Source organism: Streptomyces sannanensis (assembly GCF_039536205.1).
Lineage (GTDB): Bacteria > Actinomycetota > Actinomycetes > Streptomycetales > Streptomycetaceae > Streptomyces > Streptomyces sannanensis.
The window spans coordinates 7,072,049-7,087,323 of sequence record NZ_BAAAYL010000001.1 but is presented as its reverse complement, the minus strand read 5'-3'; the positions used below and the strand labels follow the sequence as shown (position 1 = coordinate 7,087,323).

General features: G+C 68.9%; 17 protein-coding genes and 2 pseudogenes. 9 read left to right on the top strand and 10 right to left on the bottom strand.

What is annotated here, in order from left to right:
• Positions 1–135: 135 nt before the first annotated feature.
• The 5 genes and pseudogenes from ABD858_RS33050 to ABD858_RS33030 form a co-directional block, all read right to left on the bottom strand.
• Positions 136–300 (bottom strand): annotated as a pseudogene (locus tag ABD858_RS33050) (pirin family protein); the annotation flags it as partial.
• A gap of 124 nt (positions 301–424) precedes the next feature.
• A pseudogene (locus ABD858_RS33045) lies at positions 425–562 on the bottom strand (tyrosine-type recombinase/integrase); the annotation flags it as partial.
• A gap of 81 nt (positions 563–643) precedes the next feature.
• On the bottom strand, positions 644–1,348 hold the full coding sequence (locus tag ABD858_RS37005) for a GvpL/GvpF family gas vesicle protein (RefSeq protein ID WP_425586128.1): 705 nt from the start codon (positions 1,346–1,348) through the stop codon (positions 644–646).
• A 3-nt stretch (positions 1,349–1,351) separates the two neighbouring features.
• Positions 1,352–1,831, bottom strand: coding sequence for a gas vesicle structural protein GvpA (locus ABD858_RS33035; RefSeq protein ID WP_345033952.1), 480 nt, complete (start codon positions 1,829–1,831; stop codon positions 1,352–1,354).
• Positions 1,832–1,856: 25 nt separating this feature from the next.
• Entirely contained in the window at positions 1,857–2,207 is a 351-nt protein-coding gene (locus ABD858_RS33030) for a gas vesicle protein GvpO (protein WP_345033954.1), read from the bottom strand.
• 269 nt (positions 2,208–2,476) lie between these two features.
• Here ABD858_RS33030 and ABD858_RS33025 point away from each other — a divergent pair, with 269 nt between their 5' ends.
• Positions 2,477–3,277: a histone protein gene (locus ABD858_RS33025; RefSeq protein WP_345033956.1), complete on the top strand. Its 801-nt coding sequence runs from the start codon at positions 2,477–2,479 to the stop codon at positions 3,275–3,277.
• A 4-nt stretch (positions 3,278–3,281) separates the two neighbouring features.
• Positions 3,282–4,214 carry an SRPBCC family protein gene (locus ABD858_RS33020; RefSeq protein ID WP_345033958.1) on the top strand — a complete coding sequence of 311 codons (933 nt, stop codon included), beginning with the start codon at positions 3,282–3,284 and terminating at the stop codon, positions 4,212–4,214.
• Positions 4,215–4,623: 409 nt separating this feature from the next.
• On the opposite strand, the gene ABD858_RS33015 is transcribed toward ABD858_RS33020, so the two are convergent.
• From ABD858_RS33015 to ABD858_RS33005, 3 genes are read right to left on the bottom strand one after another with little or no spacing between them, the layout of a single operon-like run.
• The gene (locus tag ABD858_RS33015; protein WP_345033960.1) at positions 4,624–5,646 is read right to left on the bottom strand and encodes an iron-containing redox enzyme family protein; all 1,023 of its coding nucleotides are present in this window, start codon (positions 5,644–5,646) and stop codon (positions 4,624–4,626) included.
• The gene (locus ABD858_RS33010) at positions 5,646–5,915 is read right to left on the bottom strand and encodes a CDGSH iron-sulfur domain-containing protein (RefSeq protein ID WP_345033962.1); all 270 of its coding nucleotides are present in this window, start codon (positions 5,913–5,915) and stop codon (positions 5,646–5,648) included. Before ABD858_RS33010 ends, ABD858_RS33015 begins: the two co-directional genes overlap by 1 nt.
• The gene (locus ABD858_RS33005) at positions 5,899–6,585 is read right to left on the bottom strand and encodes a HemK2/MTQ2 family protein methyltransferase (RefSeq protein ID WP_345033963.1); all 687 of its coding nucleotides are present in this window, start codon (positions 6,583–6,585) and stop codon (positions 5,899–5,901) included. The genes ABD858_RS33010 and ABD858_RS33005 overlap by 17 nt, the downstream gene beginning before the upstream one ends.
• A gap of 683 nt (positions 6,586–7,268) precedes the next feature.
• Between ABD858_RS33005 and ABD858_RS33000 the strand changes: the two genes are divergently transcribed.
• From ABD858_RS33000 to ABD858_RS32980, 5 genes are all read left to right on the top strand, one after another.
• Entirely contained in the window at positions 7,269–7,424 is a 156-nt protein-coding gene (locus ABD858_RS33000) for a DUF6131 family protein (RefSeq protein ID WP_345033964.1), read from the top strand.
• A 443-nt stretch (positions 7,425–7,867) separates the two neighbouring features.
• Positions 7,868–8,320 carry an SRPBCC family protein gene (locus ABD858_RS32995; protein WP_345033966.1) on the top strand — a complete coding sequence of 151 codons (453 nt, stop codon included), beginning with the start codon at positions 7,868–7,870 and terminating at the stop codon, positions 8,318–8,320.
• Positions 8,313–9,902: a phytoene desaturase family protein gene (locus ABD858_RS32990; RefSeq protein WP_345033967.1), complete on the top strand. Its 1,590-nt coding sequence runs from the start codon at positions 8,313–8,315 to the stop codon at positions 9,900–9,902. The genes ABD858_RS32995 and ABD858_RS32990 overlap by 8 nt, the downstream gene beginning before the upstream one ends.
• Positions 9,903–10,065: 163 nt before the next feature.
• Complete coding sequence (locus tag ABD858_RS32985; protein WP_345033968.1) at positions 10,066–10,467, top strand: hypothetical protein; 402 nt, start codon at positions 10,066–10,068, stop codon at positions 10,465–10,467.
• 330 nt (positions 10,468–10,797) lie between these two features.
• Entirely contained in the window at positions 10,798–11,025 is a 228-nt protein-coding gene (locus tag ABD858_RS32980) for a hypothetical protein (protein ID WP_345033969.1), read from the top strand.
• Between the two features lie 632 nt (positions 11,026–11,657).
• Here the strand turns inward: ABD858_RS32980 and ABD858_RS32975 are convergent.
• Complete coding sequence (locus ABD858_RS32975; protein WP_345033971.1) at positions 11,658–12,623, bottom strand: pirin family protein; 966 nt, start codon at positions 12,621–12,623, stop codon at positions 11,658–11,660.
• Positions 12,624–12,799: 176 nt separating this feature from the next.
• Here ABD858_RS32975 and ABD858_RS32970 point away from each other — a divergent pair, with 176 nt between their 5' ends.
• Positions 12,800–13,087: a tetratricopeptide repeat protein gene (locus ABD858_RS32970; protein WP_345044196.1), complete on the top strand. Its 288-nt coding sequence runs from the start codon at positions 12,800–12,802 to the stop codon at positions 13,085–13,087.
• Between the two features lie 64 nt (positions 13,088–13,151).
• Positions 13,152–14,327 carry a methyltransferase gene (locus ABD858_RS32965; RefSeq protein WP_345033972.1) on the top strand — a complete coding sequence of 392 codons (1,176 nt, stop codon included), beginning with the start codon at positions 13,152–13,154 and terminating at the stop codon, positions 14,325–14,327.
• Here ABD858_RS32965 and ABD858_RS32960 read toward each other — a convergent pair.
• Positions 14,275–15,267 (bottom strand): nucleoside hydrolase, encoded by a 993-nt coding sequence (locus ABD858_RS32960; protein ID WP_345033973.1) that lies wholly within the window; start codon positions 15,265–15,267, stop codon positions 14,275–14,277. The two genes, ABD858_RS32965 and ABD858_RS32960, sit on opposite strands and share 53 nt — an antisense overlap.
• Positions 15,268–15,275 lie beyond the last annotated feature (8 nt).

Below are 15,275 nucleotides of genomic sequence, written 5' to 3'. Positions count from 1 at the left end.
GACGACCACACTTTGGGCTGCCGGCCACACTCACAGGGAAGCCCCAAGAGGTCGGTGCACCTGATTCCGCTTAACGCGACGGCGTCGAGTTTCCCCGAGCGGTAAGCCAACTCGCTCCGCCAACATCACCGCAGGTCAGCGCACCTTTCCTCGCGGTTTCAGCGCCCCAGGCGGGAGTTCAGGAGCAGACAGCCGTCCTCCTGCATAGCCCTCCACTTCGCCGAATCGGATACTTTTCATCCAGTCCTCGCGGGCCTGTGCGACATCCTCGTGGCTCCGCCCGATGAAGTTCCACCACATCTCACGTAGTTATGGCATTTCCGCAGGTCAGGCACATACGCGGCCCTAGAGGGTCAGCAAAAGGTCAGCATCGGGACCTGAAGGTTCATCGCGGCACCGTCGCGCCGTGGCGCCCTTCCGCATGTCAAGTGGCCAGGCCCACGTCCAAGACCTTGGCCGCCTTGCCGATCGAGCCGGGCATGAGGTGACGATAGATCTTGAACGTGGCGTCGATGCTCCTGTGCCCCATCCACTCAGCGACGTCGGTGATCGGGATGCGGTTGGCCCTGGCTCTTCAGTGGAATTCGGTGGTCTGACGTCTCGATAGCAGAACGGTGCCGCTGACCTGTAAGGATGCGAGTGTCTACGTCGTATCCGGCACAAGAGTCAGGGCACCGTTCTGGTGAGACGCCGTACAGGTTGGGATGACGGGCTGCGGGTGCAGGCCGACGGTCGGGGTCTGGTGGGGCATGCGGGGGTGGTCCTCTTGCGGCGCCTGGCGGACCGAACGGGTCTGACCGGCGCGCTGGCCAGGGCGTTTCCGTCCGGGGCCGGGACGGGCTGGCGGGACCGGGCGACGGTGTTCGTGCAGGTCGCGATCGCCATCGTGCTGGGAGCCCGCAGCATCCTGGAGGCCGAGCAGCTCCAGTTGCACCACGGCCGGCTGTTTCCCCGTCCGGTGTCCGATTCCACGATGCACCGCACGCTCGCCTGCCTCTTGCGACGCCTTCAGGTGGTACTCGGCGCAACCTTCCAGTGCCCGAAGCCTGTCCGTGTACTCCTCGGCGCGCTCCTCCAGAGTCAGCCGGACGGCTTCGTCGTCCGCTGCCAAGAGGCCGAACCTCAGGGGCAGTACGGTGCCGTCCGCCATCAGGCGCTGCTGCACCTCCTGGTGTGCGGTGATGTCACGGCGTTTGGGACGCAGGTCCTCCGGCGCGTCACTGACCACCGCGCACAGCGGTCCACCGGTCACTGTCCGCAGGCCGGCAGGAGGCTCGCCTACGCCGCAAAGATCAGCGATACGCAGCGGGTGCTGTTTGCTGGTGATGGAGTAGATGTATACGGCCATGGCTCATTCCTTCTCGCGGGGGGATCCCTTTTCCTGTCGGGCGGTACGCCGAGCCGGACGCCGTGGCCTCTCCACGGGTTCCTGCTCCCTGTCCTCGTCTTCCTCCGCGTCACTGTTGTCACGGTCGGTGACGTCCTTGACGGAGTCGGTGATCGCTTCAACGGCGCCGGAGAGGGCGCCCTTCGTCTTGCCCCGGGCCCCGCTCTCCACGGACTCGCCGATGATGTCGGTCAGCTGGGCCGGCGCTTTCCTTCCGGCTTCGAGATCAAGACGGTTGCACGCCTCGGCGAAGCGCAAATACGTGTCGACGCTGGCCACGACAATGCGAGCGTCGATCTTCAGGATTTCTATCCCCACCAGCGACACGCGGATGAAGACATCGATCACGAGTCCGCGATCAAGAATGAGTTCCAGGACGTCGTAGAGGCTGCTGGTACCACCACCCCGGGCAACACCGCCTCCACCTTGCGGCACCACGGTCATGGTGCCTCCCTTCACCGGCTGTGCTTCAGCCTCGCCGGTCGATCTGTCCACGGGTGTAGCGGCGCGTCCTTTCGTACGCCACGAGATTGCCCTCCTTGTCGAGTGTCACTCGGTAGCTGGCCATCACACTGGTGGTTTCTGGGACGCGTTCCAGTTCGAGTACCTCTACGGCGGCTTCCCATCCGTCATCCGTCGGCTTCAGCGCCGATACCGACTCGGGGGCCCGTCCGAGCAATTCCTTCAGCTGTTCGGCCGCGGAGCGCATGGCCCAAGCCGCATTGCCCTTGGGGGAGCGGCCCTGCGCCTCTTTGGCACTGGCCCGGCCGGTGCCACGGCTACCGCTGGACCGCCGCCGGGCGGGTTCTGGTGCGGCCATGGTCTCTCCGGTGGTTCGGAGCGGGCGCCATATTCCGCGCGCGAAGATACAATCTCATTGTATAGGGACATGTATCGCACAGGCGTGGGTAGCGCCAGCGTTGGCGGCTTTGCCTGAGTCCGTCAGACGAGCGTATGAGACCTGCCCGGGGGCAGCGGTCCACATGATGCGTAGCGTGAGTCCCTTTGTTCCTTAATCGCGGGCTGGGCAGGGGTGTTGGGCCCGGAACTGGGCGTTGTCCCCCTGCCCGTTTCGAAGGGAACCGGTTCATGAAAAACACGACCAAGATCGCTCTTGCTGCCGCGGTCGCCGGTGGATATGTACTCGGACGCACGAAGAAGGGACGTCTCGCCTTCGCCGTGGCGACCTATCTCGCCGGCCGCCGCTTCGCGCTCAATCCTCAGCAGCTGGTGACCGAAGGCCTACACAAACTCGGAGACGTTCCAGGAGTCGCCGAGCTGAACGACCAGCTGCGTGGCGGACTGATGGACGCCGGACGCCAAGCCCTGGCGGCCACCGCCGATCGCCGCCTCGCCGACCTCGCAGATGCCCTCCATGAACGCACGCTTCGCATAGGCGAGAAGAGGGGGGAAGAGTACGAAGAGGGCGAGGAGGAACCGGAGGAGAACGAGGGCGAAGAGGAAGAGGAGGAGGAGCCGGAGGAGGAGCGGTACGAGGGCGAAGAGGAAGAGGAGGAGGAAGAGCCGGAGGAGGAAGAACCGGAGGAAGAGGCCGAGGAGCCCGAGGAGGAAGCAGCTGAGGAGGAGCCGCCACGGCACCGCCGCCGCACCTCGGGGAGCGCCGCCGAGAAGCGGGCGGCCAAGCGCTCTGTTGGCAAGACGGCTGCCCCTTCGAAGATGGCCCCGGCCAAGAAGGCTGCCGCGGAGAGGCCCGCAGCGAAGAGGGCGGCGCCCGCAAGGAAGGCCGCGCAGATACGACCGGCGAAGAGGGCCGCCCCCCCGGCGAAGGAGACGACTGCGGCCAGGAAGACGACTGCGAAGCGAGCGACCGCGAAGAAGGCCACGGCGAAGAAGGCGACTGCCAAGACGGCTGCCGCGCGGCGGAGGTAGGGTCATGGCCAGTAAAGATCTCGACACCGACCGCGGCGAAGGCTCGGGTCTGGAGATGCTTCGCGACGAGCTCGTCGACTATCTCGGTGCCCAGGTGGAGCACCTGGCAGACAGAGCCGGGGACAAACTTGCGGATGTCACCGACCAACTCCTGGACGTCGCCGAGAATGGCGGCAAACTCCCTGCCATCGGCGCCCGGATCCTCAAGGGCGATTCCCCGTTGAAGGCGTTCGTCAGCGAGAAGGCCAAGGGAATCAAGGACAGCGTGCTGGGCAAGGTCAAGGACGTGTTCGGCGGTGGGAAGGGACGCAAGTCCGGCAGCACGAAGGTGATGAACATCGTCGAAGTGCTGGACGTGGGAGTGCCGATTCGCATGGCATACGACCGCTGGACCCAGTACGAGGAGTTCAGCAGCTTCACCAAAGGCGTGCGCAGTGTGTCCAAGGGCGACGAGACCAGCAGCGACTGGAAGGTGAAGGTAGGCCCCTCAACCCGCGGCTGGAAGGCGACTGTTCAGGAACAAGTGCCGGACGACCGCATCGTATGGACCTCCGAGGGTGCAAAGGGCACGACTCGCGGCTGCGTCAGTTTTCACGAGCTCGCACCCAACCTGACGCGCATCGTGCTGGTGGTCGAATACTACCCCTCGGGCTTCTTCGAGAAGACGGGCAACCTCTGGCGTGTCCAAGGACGCCGTTTGCGGCTGGACTTCAAGCACTTCCAGCGGTACGCCACGCTCACCGACAAGGAAGTCGAGGGCTGGCGCGGCGAAATCCGCGACAGCGAGGTGGTCCGTACCCACGAGGAGGCAATGGAAGAGGAGGAAGCGGCGGCTGAATACGAAGGGGACGACGAAGAAGAGGAAGAGGGCTACGACGAGGACGAGGGCCCTGAGGACAAGGAAGAGGAAGAGGAGTACGACAAGGACGAAGAGTGACGGGGCAGCCGTGGAAAGACGCAAGGCAGGGCGGTATGTTCCGTCTCGAGCACGGCTCCCCGCGAATCGGCTGATGCTCCCGAGGCTCCTCAGATCAGATCTCCTTCTCGCTCCAGATCACGGCCTTGAGGTACTCATGCGCCTTACCGGGTTACGACGGAGCCGGCCCCTCCTCGCTGGCGTCGACCAGGACGCCATGAACCTGCCGAAGCTTGGATCCCGGTAGTGCACCGCACACTGGTGGAGTCCTGGGCCCGCACCAGCCCCGTTACTTTCTTCGTGGCCCTGAAACGGGGCTCCTGGCCTCCGGTTTCGGGCACGTCCGAGCCACAGCCGATGTGCTGCGCATCACACTCGGCGTCGTTGGCCCACCGGGCATGAACGGACACGGCCTCCCTCGCCCCATCCGTCACTGCCCGGGCAGGGGGGTGCGCAGCGCTGTGTGCCCCTGGTCCCAGGCCCCGCGGATGTGGGCCGTGAGGCGGTCTTCCAGGAGGATGGTGGCCGCGCAGCCGAAAGCGATGTCCGCCTCCAGGGCGGGCTCGTCGGCGAGGAGGCCGCCGACGACCTCGTGGCGTACGACCTGCTCGTGGACGGCGTCGGCCGCCACGTGCTCGGTGTAGAAATGCTCGGCTGCGGGGCCTGCCCCGCAGCGCCGCATGGCGTTGGCCATGCGGCGGGATCCGGGCGACGAAGTGACCTCGACGCACGCGAAGTGCCCGACGAGCGCACCGCGCAGGGCCCGGTGGAGCCCGAAGAGGGACATCAGGTTCACCGTGGCGAGCAGGGCCGCCGGGGCCCGGTCGAGGTAGCGGCCGTACGTCGGATCCAGGTCGAGGTCGGCCATGAGGTCTGCGAAGAGCTCCGCGTGTATGCGGTCGGCGCGTCCAGCGCCGAACTCGTCGTACTCGACGGCCACCATGGCGGCCTTGGCACGGCCGGTGAGCCGGGGGATGACCCAGGCATGCGGGTCCGCCTCCTTGAGGTGGTACAGGGAGCGCAGGGCCGCGTACTCGCGCAACTGCCACAACTCGCCCTCGGTTTCCAGGTAGTGGCTGAGACTGCCGGAAAGGTCGACGGGCTCGACGAGGAGCGGGGCGAACGCGGCCTCGACCGACTTTGACCCGTCGGACAGTTCAGCCCGCAGAGCGTGCAGGAAGCGGCCTTCGAAGGCCTGGCGCAGCCGCAGCAGGTCGGGATCCCATTCGCGTGCGTCGTCGACGTCATCGAAGCCGCGGTAGTGCAGCTCGTACAGCAGATACAGCGCGAACTGGAGGTCCTCCCCCCACGGATCGGCCCCGAGGACCGCTCCCGGGTCGTACGCCGGAGGGCGGCCGGACCGCAGGGCGTCGGTCACGGCAGCGGACAGTTCGCCCCGTCCCTCGACCAGGCGGGGGCCGACAGCCGTCGCCGTCAGGGCGGAAGGGCTCATCACGGGTTCCTGTCCTCGGGCGGCGAGACGTCTCGCGCGCGGCGGCGGTGGCTCGTGTCACACCACGGGTACGTGCGGCTGCGGCGACAGGTGCACACCGCGACCATGAAGCGGTCGGACCGGACGACCGCCCCGTCCTCCAGAGCGATCTCGATCGGTCCCTCGACCACGACCGGGCCCTGCGGGTCGACGAACACCCGGCGTACGGGCGTCGCCGCGTACGCCGGGTCCGGGGCGCCGGCAGCGGCCCGGTCAGAGGTGTCGGGCACGGATGATCACCAGTTCTTCCCATTGCTCGGCTTGGGCCGCCAGACCCTGGCGCTCCAACCAGGCCCGCCGCGAGCGCAGTACGGGGCCCCACGGTATGGAGGCCGTTGCCGTGACCTCGGCGACCAGCTGCCCGCGGGTCAGCCGGGCGACGGTCTCCTCGGCCCCGCACATCCCCGAATGCACCATCAGCAGGGTGCCCCCGGGGCGCAGCAAAGCCGGAGCGGCCGAGCAGATCCGGTCGATGACCGTGCGCCCGTCGAGACCGGCGTCCCAGGCGCGCTCCGGCCCGTGTGAAGGCAGTCGGGCCCGCGGGGCGGGGACGTACGGTGGATTTGCGACGACCAGGTCGAAGCGGCGCCGGGCGGTACGCGCCGCGAAGTCGCCGTGCAGCACCCGCAGGGGAAGCCGCCGGCGCAGGGCGTTCAGGCGTGCCGTGACCACCGCCGGCCAGGAAACGTCGACCGCCGTGACCCGCGCGCCGCGGCCCGCGGCATGCAGGGCCAGGGCGCCTGTGCCCGTACCGATCTCCAGCACGTCGGTCTGGGGCCCCAGGTCCTCATGGTCGAGCGCCGCCGCGAGGAGTTGGGTGTCTGCCTGCGGCCGGTAGACACCCGGCAGAGCGATCAGGCCCGCGGGCAGTTTGCCCCCAACCAGAGCCGAACAGGACATGGCACATCTCCTTGAGCGACCGGCACGCCCGCCATGACGAATTGCGGAGGCCGGCAGACTGCCGAGGCTTTGCGCCTTCCCATCTAATTGTTCACCATCCGGAAGCCCGCCGTTCTCAGGAGGATCAGACGAAAATCCAATTCGGGCGCACGCCGCATTTCATTACCCGAAAATTCCGGTTGACCATGCAGCGGCAACAGGCTGACCCGTCACGGTGGCCTCCCCTGGGGGATCTATCAGCGGGGTGACCGGATCCAGCCACGAACCTGCTCTTCACGGCCATTACCCGGACGCCGGCGCTTGGCACGGTGGCCCCCAGCATCCGCTTCGTCCTCCGCCCTGCTCGAACGCCGGACGACGGCATCGTCCGCCTGGCGCCGGACCCCACGGCCCCCGCTCTCGCCCACGGCCTCAGCCTCGGCCGGCGCCGTCCGCGGGTGACGCCTGGACCTCGCTCGGTCTGCCATCGCGCCTCCTGCGGTGGCACCTGTCTCCCACCGCCTACCCCGCCTCGTCGCCCCCACGTCTTCCATCCCGTGAGCGCCTTCGAGCGCGGAGCCGGCCGGTGCTTGCTGTCCTAAGGGGCCCGCGCACTGGGTGGGGCCCTCCGCAATACACGGCACGCCGACGGTGACGAACACGCCTAGGCTGGAAGAAGCGTCACAGTGAAATCGGAGGGCACCATGATCATCCTCGGCGTAATTCTGCTTGTCATCGGCTTCGTTACGGGAATCAGCATCCTGTGGACCATAGGCATCATCCTCGCCGTTATCGGAGTCATCCTCTGGATCCTCGGCGCCCTCGGACACTCCGTAGGCGGACGCAAGCACTACTGGTAACAAACACGTCAGCACGGGGAGCTCCGCACGCGGAGGGGGATTCTCCCCGCCCGGAGGAGAGCAGGCAGCCCGACCATGGCCAAGCAGCCGAAGTCATCCCAACCCCCGCACGGCGAGGGCCCCAGCCCACACAGGGGCACCCCAGGACCCGCCCGGCACTCGCAGCGCTGGCTGACCCTCATCTGTACCCGTTGTGCACGTACTCTCGGGCGGCCCCTGCTCCCGGCGCAAACGTGTGACGGCTTCGCGAGGAGCAGGAGGCCTGGTCGCCAAGGCAGGTGGACAAAGGTGCACCGCCCGCAGCGCCCCTCCATCAGACAGCAAAGTCTCGCGGCCACATGGCCGCCGTACCGCAAGCCCCACCTCAGCCACCCGCCCGGCGCATCCCCTGCACGACTGCGGCTGCGCCGTTCTCCCTCCGCCCCGGCAGAAGGACTTGTCCCATGGCTGTCCGACACCAGTTGATCCGGCGTCCCCCTCAGGCGGTGTGGGCGGTGCTCGCGGATCCGGACGCGTACGGAGAATGGGTGGTGGGGCCCTCCGAGTCCACGCCCCTCGATGGCGCCTGGCCCGGGGTCGGCTCGCGACTCCGTTACACCGTCCGCCTGGGCCCCTGGTCGCTCGACGGAGTCACCACTGTCCGGCACACCGAGCCTGGCCGCGAGCTGGAACTGGAGGCCTCCTTCAAGTCCCTCGGTACGGCACGGATCTTCCTCCAGCTCCGGCCGTGGGGCGGGGAGACCCTCGTCGTCTGCGACGAGCACCCCCTGCGCGGCATCGGCGGCACCCTCCACAACCCCGCCACCGAAGCGCTGCTCCAGCTCCGCCACCGCGGCATGCTGGCCCGTCTGGCCAAGGTCGTGGAACGGCGGCACGGCGAGGTGCGCCATGCCTGACGCTGTGGTGATCGGCGCGGGCCCCAACGGGCTGGTGGCCGCGAACCTGTTGGCGGACGCCGGCTGGAACGTGGAGGTCCTGGAGGCCCAGGAGGAACCCGGCGGGGCGGTACGCAGTGACCGCGGTGTCCATCCGGACTACGTCTCGGACGTCTTCAGCGCGTTCTACCCGCTCGCCGCCGCCTCCCCAGTCCTCGCCCGCCTCGACCTCGCCGCCGAGGGACTGCGATGGAGCCACGCCCCGCGCGTGTTGGCCCACCCACTGCTGGACGGCAGGTGCGCGGTCCTCGAACGCCGCGTGCAGGAGACCGCATCCGGGCTGGAGGCGTTCGCGCCGGCCGACGGCGACGCCTGGCGTGACATGTACAGTCTCTGGAGCCGCGTCGGGCCCGATCTCGTCCAGGCCCTGTTCACCCCCTTCCCACCGGTCCGCGCCGGCCTCCACCTGGCCGCGAAGCTCCGAGCTGCGGGCGGACTCCGACTGGCCCGGAACCTGGCCCTGCCCGTGCGCCGCCTGGGCGAGGAGGAGTTCACGGGCGCGGGCGGCCGACTTCTGCTGGCCGGCAACGCCCTGCACGCCGACCTGTCCCCGGAAGCCGCCGGGAGTGGCGGCTTCGGCTGGCTGATGTCGATGCTCGGTCAGAGCCACGGCTTCCCGGTCCCCGTGGGAGGGGCCGACGCCCTGACCGCAGCGCTCGTGGGCCGCCTCCGGCGCCGCGGGGGCGCCCTGCGCTGCGGGGAGCGGGTCACGTCAGTCGTCGTACGCGGTGACAGGGCCGTGGGGGTGCGGACGGCCCGCGGAGAAACGGTAGGCGCACGTCGGGCCGTGCTCGCCGATACGTCGGCAACCGCGCTGTACCGGGACCTCGTCGGGCAGGAACACCTCCCGTCCCGCCTGCTACGGGACCTGGAACGCTTCCAGTGGGACTTCGCGACCTTCAAGGTCGACTGGGCCCTGACCGGCCCGGTGCCGTGGACGGCACGGCAGGCCGCCGGGGCCGGCACGGTCCACGTCGCCGCCGGCATCGACGGCCTGACCCGGTTCGCCTCGCAGATCGCCATGGGGCAGGTTCCCGACGAACCGTTCGCCCTCTTCGGCCAGATGACCACAGCGGATCCCAGCCGCTCACCGGCCGGCACCGAATCGGCGTGGGCCTACACCCACCTGCCCCAGCACATCACCTCCGACGCAGGCCCCGACGGCATCACAGGCCGGTGGGACGCCCGTGAGCAGGAAGCGATGGCGGACCGCATCGAAGCGCAGGTGGAACGGTTCGCCCCCGGATTCCGTACGCTGATCGGCGCCCGCCGCATCCTGGCCCCCACCACCCTCCAGGCCATGAACGAGAACCTCCACAACGGCGCCATCAACAACGGCACCACCGCCCTCCACCAGCAGGCGATCTTCCGCCCCACCCCCGGCACCGGTCGGCCCGAGACCCCGGTCAAGGGCCTCTACCTCGCCTCCGCAGCCGCCCACCCGGGCGGAGGAGTCCACGGAGCACCCGGCGCGAACGCCGCCCGGGCAGCACTCCGGGCCCAGGGATTGCACACCCTCCTCCACCGCGGTCAACGCATCTGACAACCAGTGCCGGCCGGTCTCACCCGCAGCGGAGTGTCAGCGCACCGCACCTCGTGCGCACACGCGGGCCCTCGGTGTCCGCCGTCCCGCGTGACATTTCCCTATCCGGGTAGGCGCCAGCCGTGTCCGGCGGTCGTCCGGGCACGGACGCAAGGAGCAGTCCATGATTCTCATCCTGGGATTGATCATTCTGATCGCCGCCGTGATCATCGGCGTTGTTGGCATATTCGGCAACATGGGAGCCGATCACGCTCTTGGCACCGGCGGCGATTTCTCCATTTTCGGCTACCACGTCATGGGCTCCACGGGAAGTGTCTTCCTGGCCGGGGTCGTCGTGGGCGGCGCCGCCCTGCTCGGCCTGGCCCTGGTCATGCTCGGAGTCCGTCGCTCCGCGCGGGCCCGACGCGGAGCAGGCATGTCACGCCGCGAGGCCGCCGCCGTCGATCGAGAACGCGACGACCTGATCAAGCAACGCGACATCGCCCGCGCCGAGACCGGCGGCCCGGTGGCCGACGCCCCCGGCAGCCGCCGCCACTGGTTCGGCCACCGCACCGCGCCGCGCTGACCCTACCGGCCGGTCGAGCGCAGCGCCTACCCACGATCGGAGCAGGCTTAGCCGATCCGGCCGTACTCAAGGTGCCGGAGTCGCAGGCCGAGGAATCCGTGGAGGGAGACACCAGGCGTGGCTCAGAAGAAGGCGACGAAGGCAGCGGCCAAGAAGACCACAACAGCCTTGAGCACCATGTTCCTCACGGCCCGTACGCCCCGCGCTCCGCCATCTGGCCGGCCTGCGGGACCGGGGTGTCGGGAAAGGTCTGGATGCCCAGTTCCCACTGCGGGATGCTACTGGCCGAGCTCGGCCCGGACATGGTTGCCCTTGCCGGTGGGGCCGGAGGTGTTCTTCCCTCCGGACTGGACGGTCGTGCACACCGGTGTCGCCCCGTACCGGCCCAATGGCGTGCGTGAGGTGTTCGAGAGCAGTGGCGGCGGTGTTTTTGAAGGCGAGGGCCGGCCCGTCGCCGAGGCCTACCGCCACGGCAAGGCCATCGGCGGAGTTGCCGACCAGGTCGAAGGTGCCCTCGCCGGTGTAGATCCCGCTGGTGCGTCTGCGGAGCGCACCTGAAGAAGGTATCTACGGCATGGCCTGGCCGCTGACGGGGCAGCGAGCGAACCGTGGGAATGGCCCCTTATTCCATAAGGGTGTTGAATACTTCGACGCCCAACCCGGCCATCGCACGAACATTTCCGCATCGTCCCCATATCGTATCCATCTGTGGCCGCGGGTGCGTGGTCAACTGTCGCCAGGCACAGTCCGGTTCGTGGCCCTGCCCTCGTCTGGCACTCTCAGACTGGACGCGGAAAATCTGCTCTACTGCCTCTCCCACGAGGGACCCGGGCGGAAGAGGTGGCCCTGTTGCCATTCCAACTGGAATGCTGCCCACTGACGCCCGCACCCTACGGCTGAGCACCACCGTCCAGCCACCCTCGCGTCGCGTGCGGACGGCGCGCCCGCTCCCCCGAGCCACTCGAGACCGCTCCCGCTCCCGACAGGCAACCATCTGATGACTCGTCAGTAAGGTCAGCAAAGGGTCAGCAAGAGTCTGATTAGACCTGGTCACAGGTGCCGACACGTGCAGCTCGCTCCCCACGTCCGAGTGGATCACTTCGACGCAGCGAGCACGCCCCTCCGCATGGCAGGCGGAGGGGCCGGTGCCGGCACCTTGCGACAATGGGACCGATGTCTATAACCCCAGGTCAACGTACTCGTCCGCGCGGTTTGAGCGGCACCGGCGGGAGTTCGGGCGCGGCCAGTCGGCCCCCGTCATAGCCCTTCACCTCGCCGAAGCGGGAGCCCTTCATCCAGTCCCTGCGCGCCTGTTCGATGTCCGCCTGCGAACGCCCGATGAAGTTCCACCACATGACCAGCTCCTCCTCGAAGGGCTCGCCGCCGAGCAGCATCAGGGCGGCGTCGGATTCGGCGCGCAGAGGGAGTTCGGAGCGGCCACAGCCGAGGTAGAGCATCGAGCCGGGGAGTACGGGCACGCCGTCGACATGGGCCTCGCCGGACATGGAGAGCACGGCGTACTCGAAGTCGGGTTCAAGCGGCAAGGAGACCTCGGCGCCCCGGGCGAGGGCGAGGTCGGCGCCGACGATCGGGGTGTAGGTGGTGCCGGGCGAGGCGGCACCGTCGATTTCACCGAGGATCAGGGTGGCGGTGAAACCCGGGGCGGTGACGACGGGTAGCTCGGGGTGGTGCTGGAAGTGCGGTTCGACGTGGCGGTGGCTGTCGGGCAGGGCGACCCACAGCTGTGCGCCGTGCAGGAACCTGGCGTGCGGCCTGGGGCTTTCCTCCGAGTGACTGATCGCCCGGCCGGAGGTCATCAGACCGAGTTCCTTGGGCCGGATGGTCTGGAGGCTGCCCAGGCTGTCCCGGTGCAGTACTTCGCCCTCGTGCAGCCAGCTGACGGTCTGGAGGCCCATGTGGGGGTGGGGCGGAACCTGCATTCCGGGCTGGTCGGCGATGTCGTCGGGCCCGTAGTGGTCGACGAAGCACCAGGCGCCGACCATGCGGCGGCCGAGGTTGGGCAGCAGTCTGCGCACCTCGGTGGACTCGCCGAGCGTTACGCGGCGGGGACTGAGGAGCTCACGCACCGGCTCGGCGACGACGAAGCCCCGGCCGCCGCAGACGGATGGCGTGGCCTGGCGATCGAGATTGCTCATGGCGGTCAACCTATTCCTGTCGCCGTGTTCGTGTCCCGGCGCGCGGCGGCCTCTCCGGCTCACACCGGTGGTGAAATATTCAACCACGGTCCGATGTTGGCCACGGTGTGAGCGAGATCAAGACCGACACCTATTACGAGCACGGAACGCCCGCCGAGCGCTGGGAGCGTGCACAGATGTTCTTCGACGCCAAGGAGTACGTCACCGCGGCGGGCATCCTCACCGGTCTGGTCGAGGAGGAGCCCGGGCAGGTCGCGCCGCGGCTGCTGCTCGCCCGCGCCTACTACCACTCGGCGCAGCTGCGCCGGGCCGAGGCCGAGCTGCGGGCCGTCCTGGAGCGCGACCCGGTGGAGGCGTACGCGCGGCTGATGCTGGGCCGCACGCTGGAGCGCCAGGGCCGTGCTGCGGAGGCGGCCCGGGAGCTGCGACTGGCCGTCGCCATGAACCCGGAGTTCGGGGCCTGACGGGGCCCCGAGTCCGGGAGCCTGACCAGGGGCAACGCACCGGCTCGGCTAGCCTGAGGGCACGATGAACCGTTTCTCGACGCCTTGGGGCGAGTTCGATCTCACCCGCTTTCCGGAGGACCCGCGCGACCAGCTGCGCGCCTGGGACGCCGCCGACGAGTACCTGCTGCGACACCTGAAGGGAACCGACGGCGAGCCGGCGGACCTCGCCGGCACCGTCGTCGTGGTGGGCGACCGGTGGGGTGCCCTGGTCACCGCACTGGCCGGGCACCGCCCCGTGCAGATCACCGACTCGTTCCTCGGCCGGCAGGCGACCCTGGCCAACCTCGCGCGCAACGGTGCCGACGCGGACGCGGTGCGACTGCTGTCGACCCGGGACACGCCCCCGGAGCGGATCGATGTGCTGCTGGTCCGGGTCCCCAAGAGCCTGGCGCTGCTGGAGGACCAGCTGCACCGCCTGGCGCCCGCGGTGCACGCGGGTACGGTCGTCGTCGGGACGGGCATGGTCACCGAGATCCACACCTCGACGCTGAAGCTGTTCGAGCAGATCCTCGGCCCGACCCGGACCTCCCTCGCGGTCAAGAAGGCCCGACTGATCTTCTGCTCACCGGACCCCGGACTCCCCCGCACCGCCAGCCCCTGGCCGCTCACCTACGCGCTTCCGCAGGACATCGGAGCGATCTCCGGCCGGACCGTGACCAACCACGCGGGCATCTTCTGCGCGGAACGCCTCGACATCGGGAGCCGCTTCCTGCTGCAGAACCTCCCCCGGCGACGGGGCCCGGAGCACGTCGTGGACCTGGGCTGCGGCAACGGTGTGATCGGCACGGCCGCGGCGCTGTCCAATCCCGAGTCCGAGGTGACCTTCATCGACGAGTCGTACCAGGCGGTGGCCTCGGCGGAGGCCACGTTCCGGGCGAACTCCGACGCCAGGGCGGAGTTCCTGGCCGGTGACGCGCTGTCGGCCGTACCGGCCGGGACGGTGGACCTGGTGCTGAACAATCCTCCGTTCCACTCGCACCGGGCGACCACGGACGCGACGGCCTGGCGCATGTTCACCGGGGCGCGCAGGGCGCTGCGGCCGGGCGGTGAGCTGTGGGTCGTCGGCAACCGCCATCTCGGGTACCACGTGAAGCTTCGCAAGCTCTTCGGCAACTGCGAAGTCGTCGCCGGTAACCCCAAGTTCGTCATCCTGCGGGCCGCCAAGCGACGGCAGGGCGGCGCAGCAGGGTCTCGGTGAAGTCGGCGCTGAAGTCGCGCGGTCCGGTGGACAGGGCGACCCGGCCGGAGTGCCTGGTACGGGCCATGACGGCGGGCGGGTAGGTGTACTGGCCGGCCTTGTCCTCGGCCAGGAACACCGTCTTCCCCCGCGTCAGTTCGCTCGCGCACTCGACGACGACCGTGCCGGTGGCCGCCGAGACGAACGACTCGTCGGCGGCGACGCCCACCGCGAGGGGGTCGTGCAGCGGGCAGGTGTCCTCGCCCTTGTTGCGTTCGTACGTCTTCAGGTAGGCGCGCATCATACGGGCGGTCAGTTCCTGGCCGGGCCCCGCGGCCTCGAGGCGGGCCAGGTCGCCGTGGCCGAAGCGCCAGCCGTGGGTGGCGTCCAGCCCGACCATGGTGTATGGGATGCCGCTGGAGACCACGATGTCGGCGGCGTCCGCGTCGGCCCAGATGTTGAACTCGGCGACCGCGGTGACATTGCCGGGCACGAGGGCGGCACCGCCCATGAAGACCAGCTTGCGGACCCGGTGGGCCAGGCCCGGGTCGGCAAGCAGGGCGGTGGCCACATTGGTGAGCGGTCCGGTGGCGACGACGGTCAGCTCGCCCTCGTACCGCTTCGACAGCCGGATCAGCACGGCCGGCGCCGGCTCGGTCTGCTCGGGGACGGTGGAATCGGGCAGTGTCTCCTCGCCCAGGCCCGTCCTGCCGTGGAAGTCCACGGCATACTCGGTCCGGCTGATGTGCCGGCCGGAGCCGCGGTGGACCGGTACGTCGCCGTCGATGCCGAAGACCCGTGCCAGGCCGCGGGCATTGCGGAAGGTCTGCTCGGCGGGGGCATTGCCTCCGACGCTGGTATAGGCCTTCAGATCCCACAGCCCGGTGCCGAGCAGATACTGCAGGGCCACGGCGTCGTCGAGTCCCGGATCACTGTCGAGGACGATCGGTGCGAGCGCCATGACTCGCC

What these genes read in the sequence shown, in the direction of transcription:
- ABD858_RS32960 (WP_345033973.1), bottom strand. Translation starts at nt 15,267, where the DNA reads ATGGCGCTCGCACCGATCGTCCTCGACAGTGATCCGGGACTCGACGAC.
- ABD858_RS33005 (WP_345033963.1), bottom strand. Translation starts at nt 6,585, where the DNA reads ATGTCCTGTTCGGCTCTGGTTGGGGGCAAACTGCCCGCGGGCCTGATC.
- ABD858_RS37005 (WP_425586128.1), bottom strand. Translation starts at nt 1,348, where the DNA reads ATGGCCGTATACATCTACTCCATCACCAGCAAACAGCACCCGCTGCGT.
- ABD858_RS33030 (WP_345033954.1), bottom strand. Translation starts at nt 2,207, where the DNA reads ATGGCCGCACCAGAACCCGCCCGGCGGCGGTCCAGCGGTAGCCGTGGC.
- ABD858_RS33015 (WP_345033960.1), bottom strand. Translation starts at nt 5,646, where the DNA reads ATGAGCCCTTCCGCCCTGACGGCGACGGCTGTCGGCCCCCGCCTGGTC.
- ABD858_RS32990 (WP_345033967.1), top strand. Translation starts at nt 8,313, where the DNA reads ATGCCTGACGCTGTGGTGATCGGCGCGGGCCCCAACGGGCTGGTGGCC.
- ABD858_RS32975 (WP_345033971.1), bottom strand. Translation starts at nt 12,623, where the DNA reads ATGAGCAATCTCGATCGCCAGGCCACGCCATCCGTCTGCGGCGGCCGG.
- ABD858_RS33025 (WP_345033956.1), top strand. Translation starts at nt 2,477, where the DNA reads ATGAAAAACACGACCAAGATCGCTCTTGCTGCCGCGGTCGCCGGTGGA.
- ABD858_RS32965 (WP_345033972.1), top strand. Translation starts at nt 13,152, where the DNA reads ATGAACCGTTTCTCGACGCCTTGGGGCGAGTTCGATCTCACCCGCTTT.
- ABD858_RS32985 (WP_345033968.1), top strand. Translation starts at nt 10,066, where the DNA reads ATGATTCTCATCCTGGGATTGATCATTCTGATCGCCGCCGTGATCATC.
- ABD858_RS32970 (WP_345044196.1), top strand. Translation starts at nt 12,800, where the DNA reads ATGTTCTTCGACGCCAAGGAGTACGTCACCGCGGCGGGCATCCTCACC.
- ABD858_RS33020 (WP_345033958.1), top strand. Translation starts at nt 3,282, where the DNA reads ATGGCCAGTAAAGATCTCGACACCGACCGCGGCGAAGGCTCGGGTCTG.
- ABD858_RS33035 (WP_345033952.1), bottom strand. Translation starts at nt 1,831, where the DNA reads ATGACCGTGGTGCCGCAAGGTGGAGGCGGTGTTGCCCGGGGTGGTGGT.
- ABD858_RS32995 (WP_345033966.1), top strand. Translation starts at nt 7,868, where the DNA reads ATGGCTGTCCGACACCAGTTGATCCGGCGTCCCCCTCAGGCGGTGTGG.
- ABD858_RS33000 (WP_345033964.1), top strand. Translation starts at nt 7,269, where the DNA reads ATGATCATCCTCGGCGTAATTCTGCTTGTCATCGGCTTCGTTACGGGA.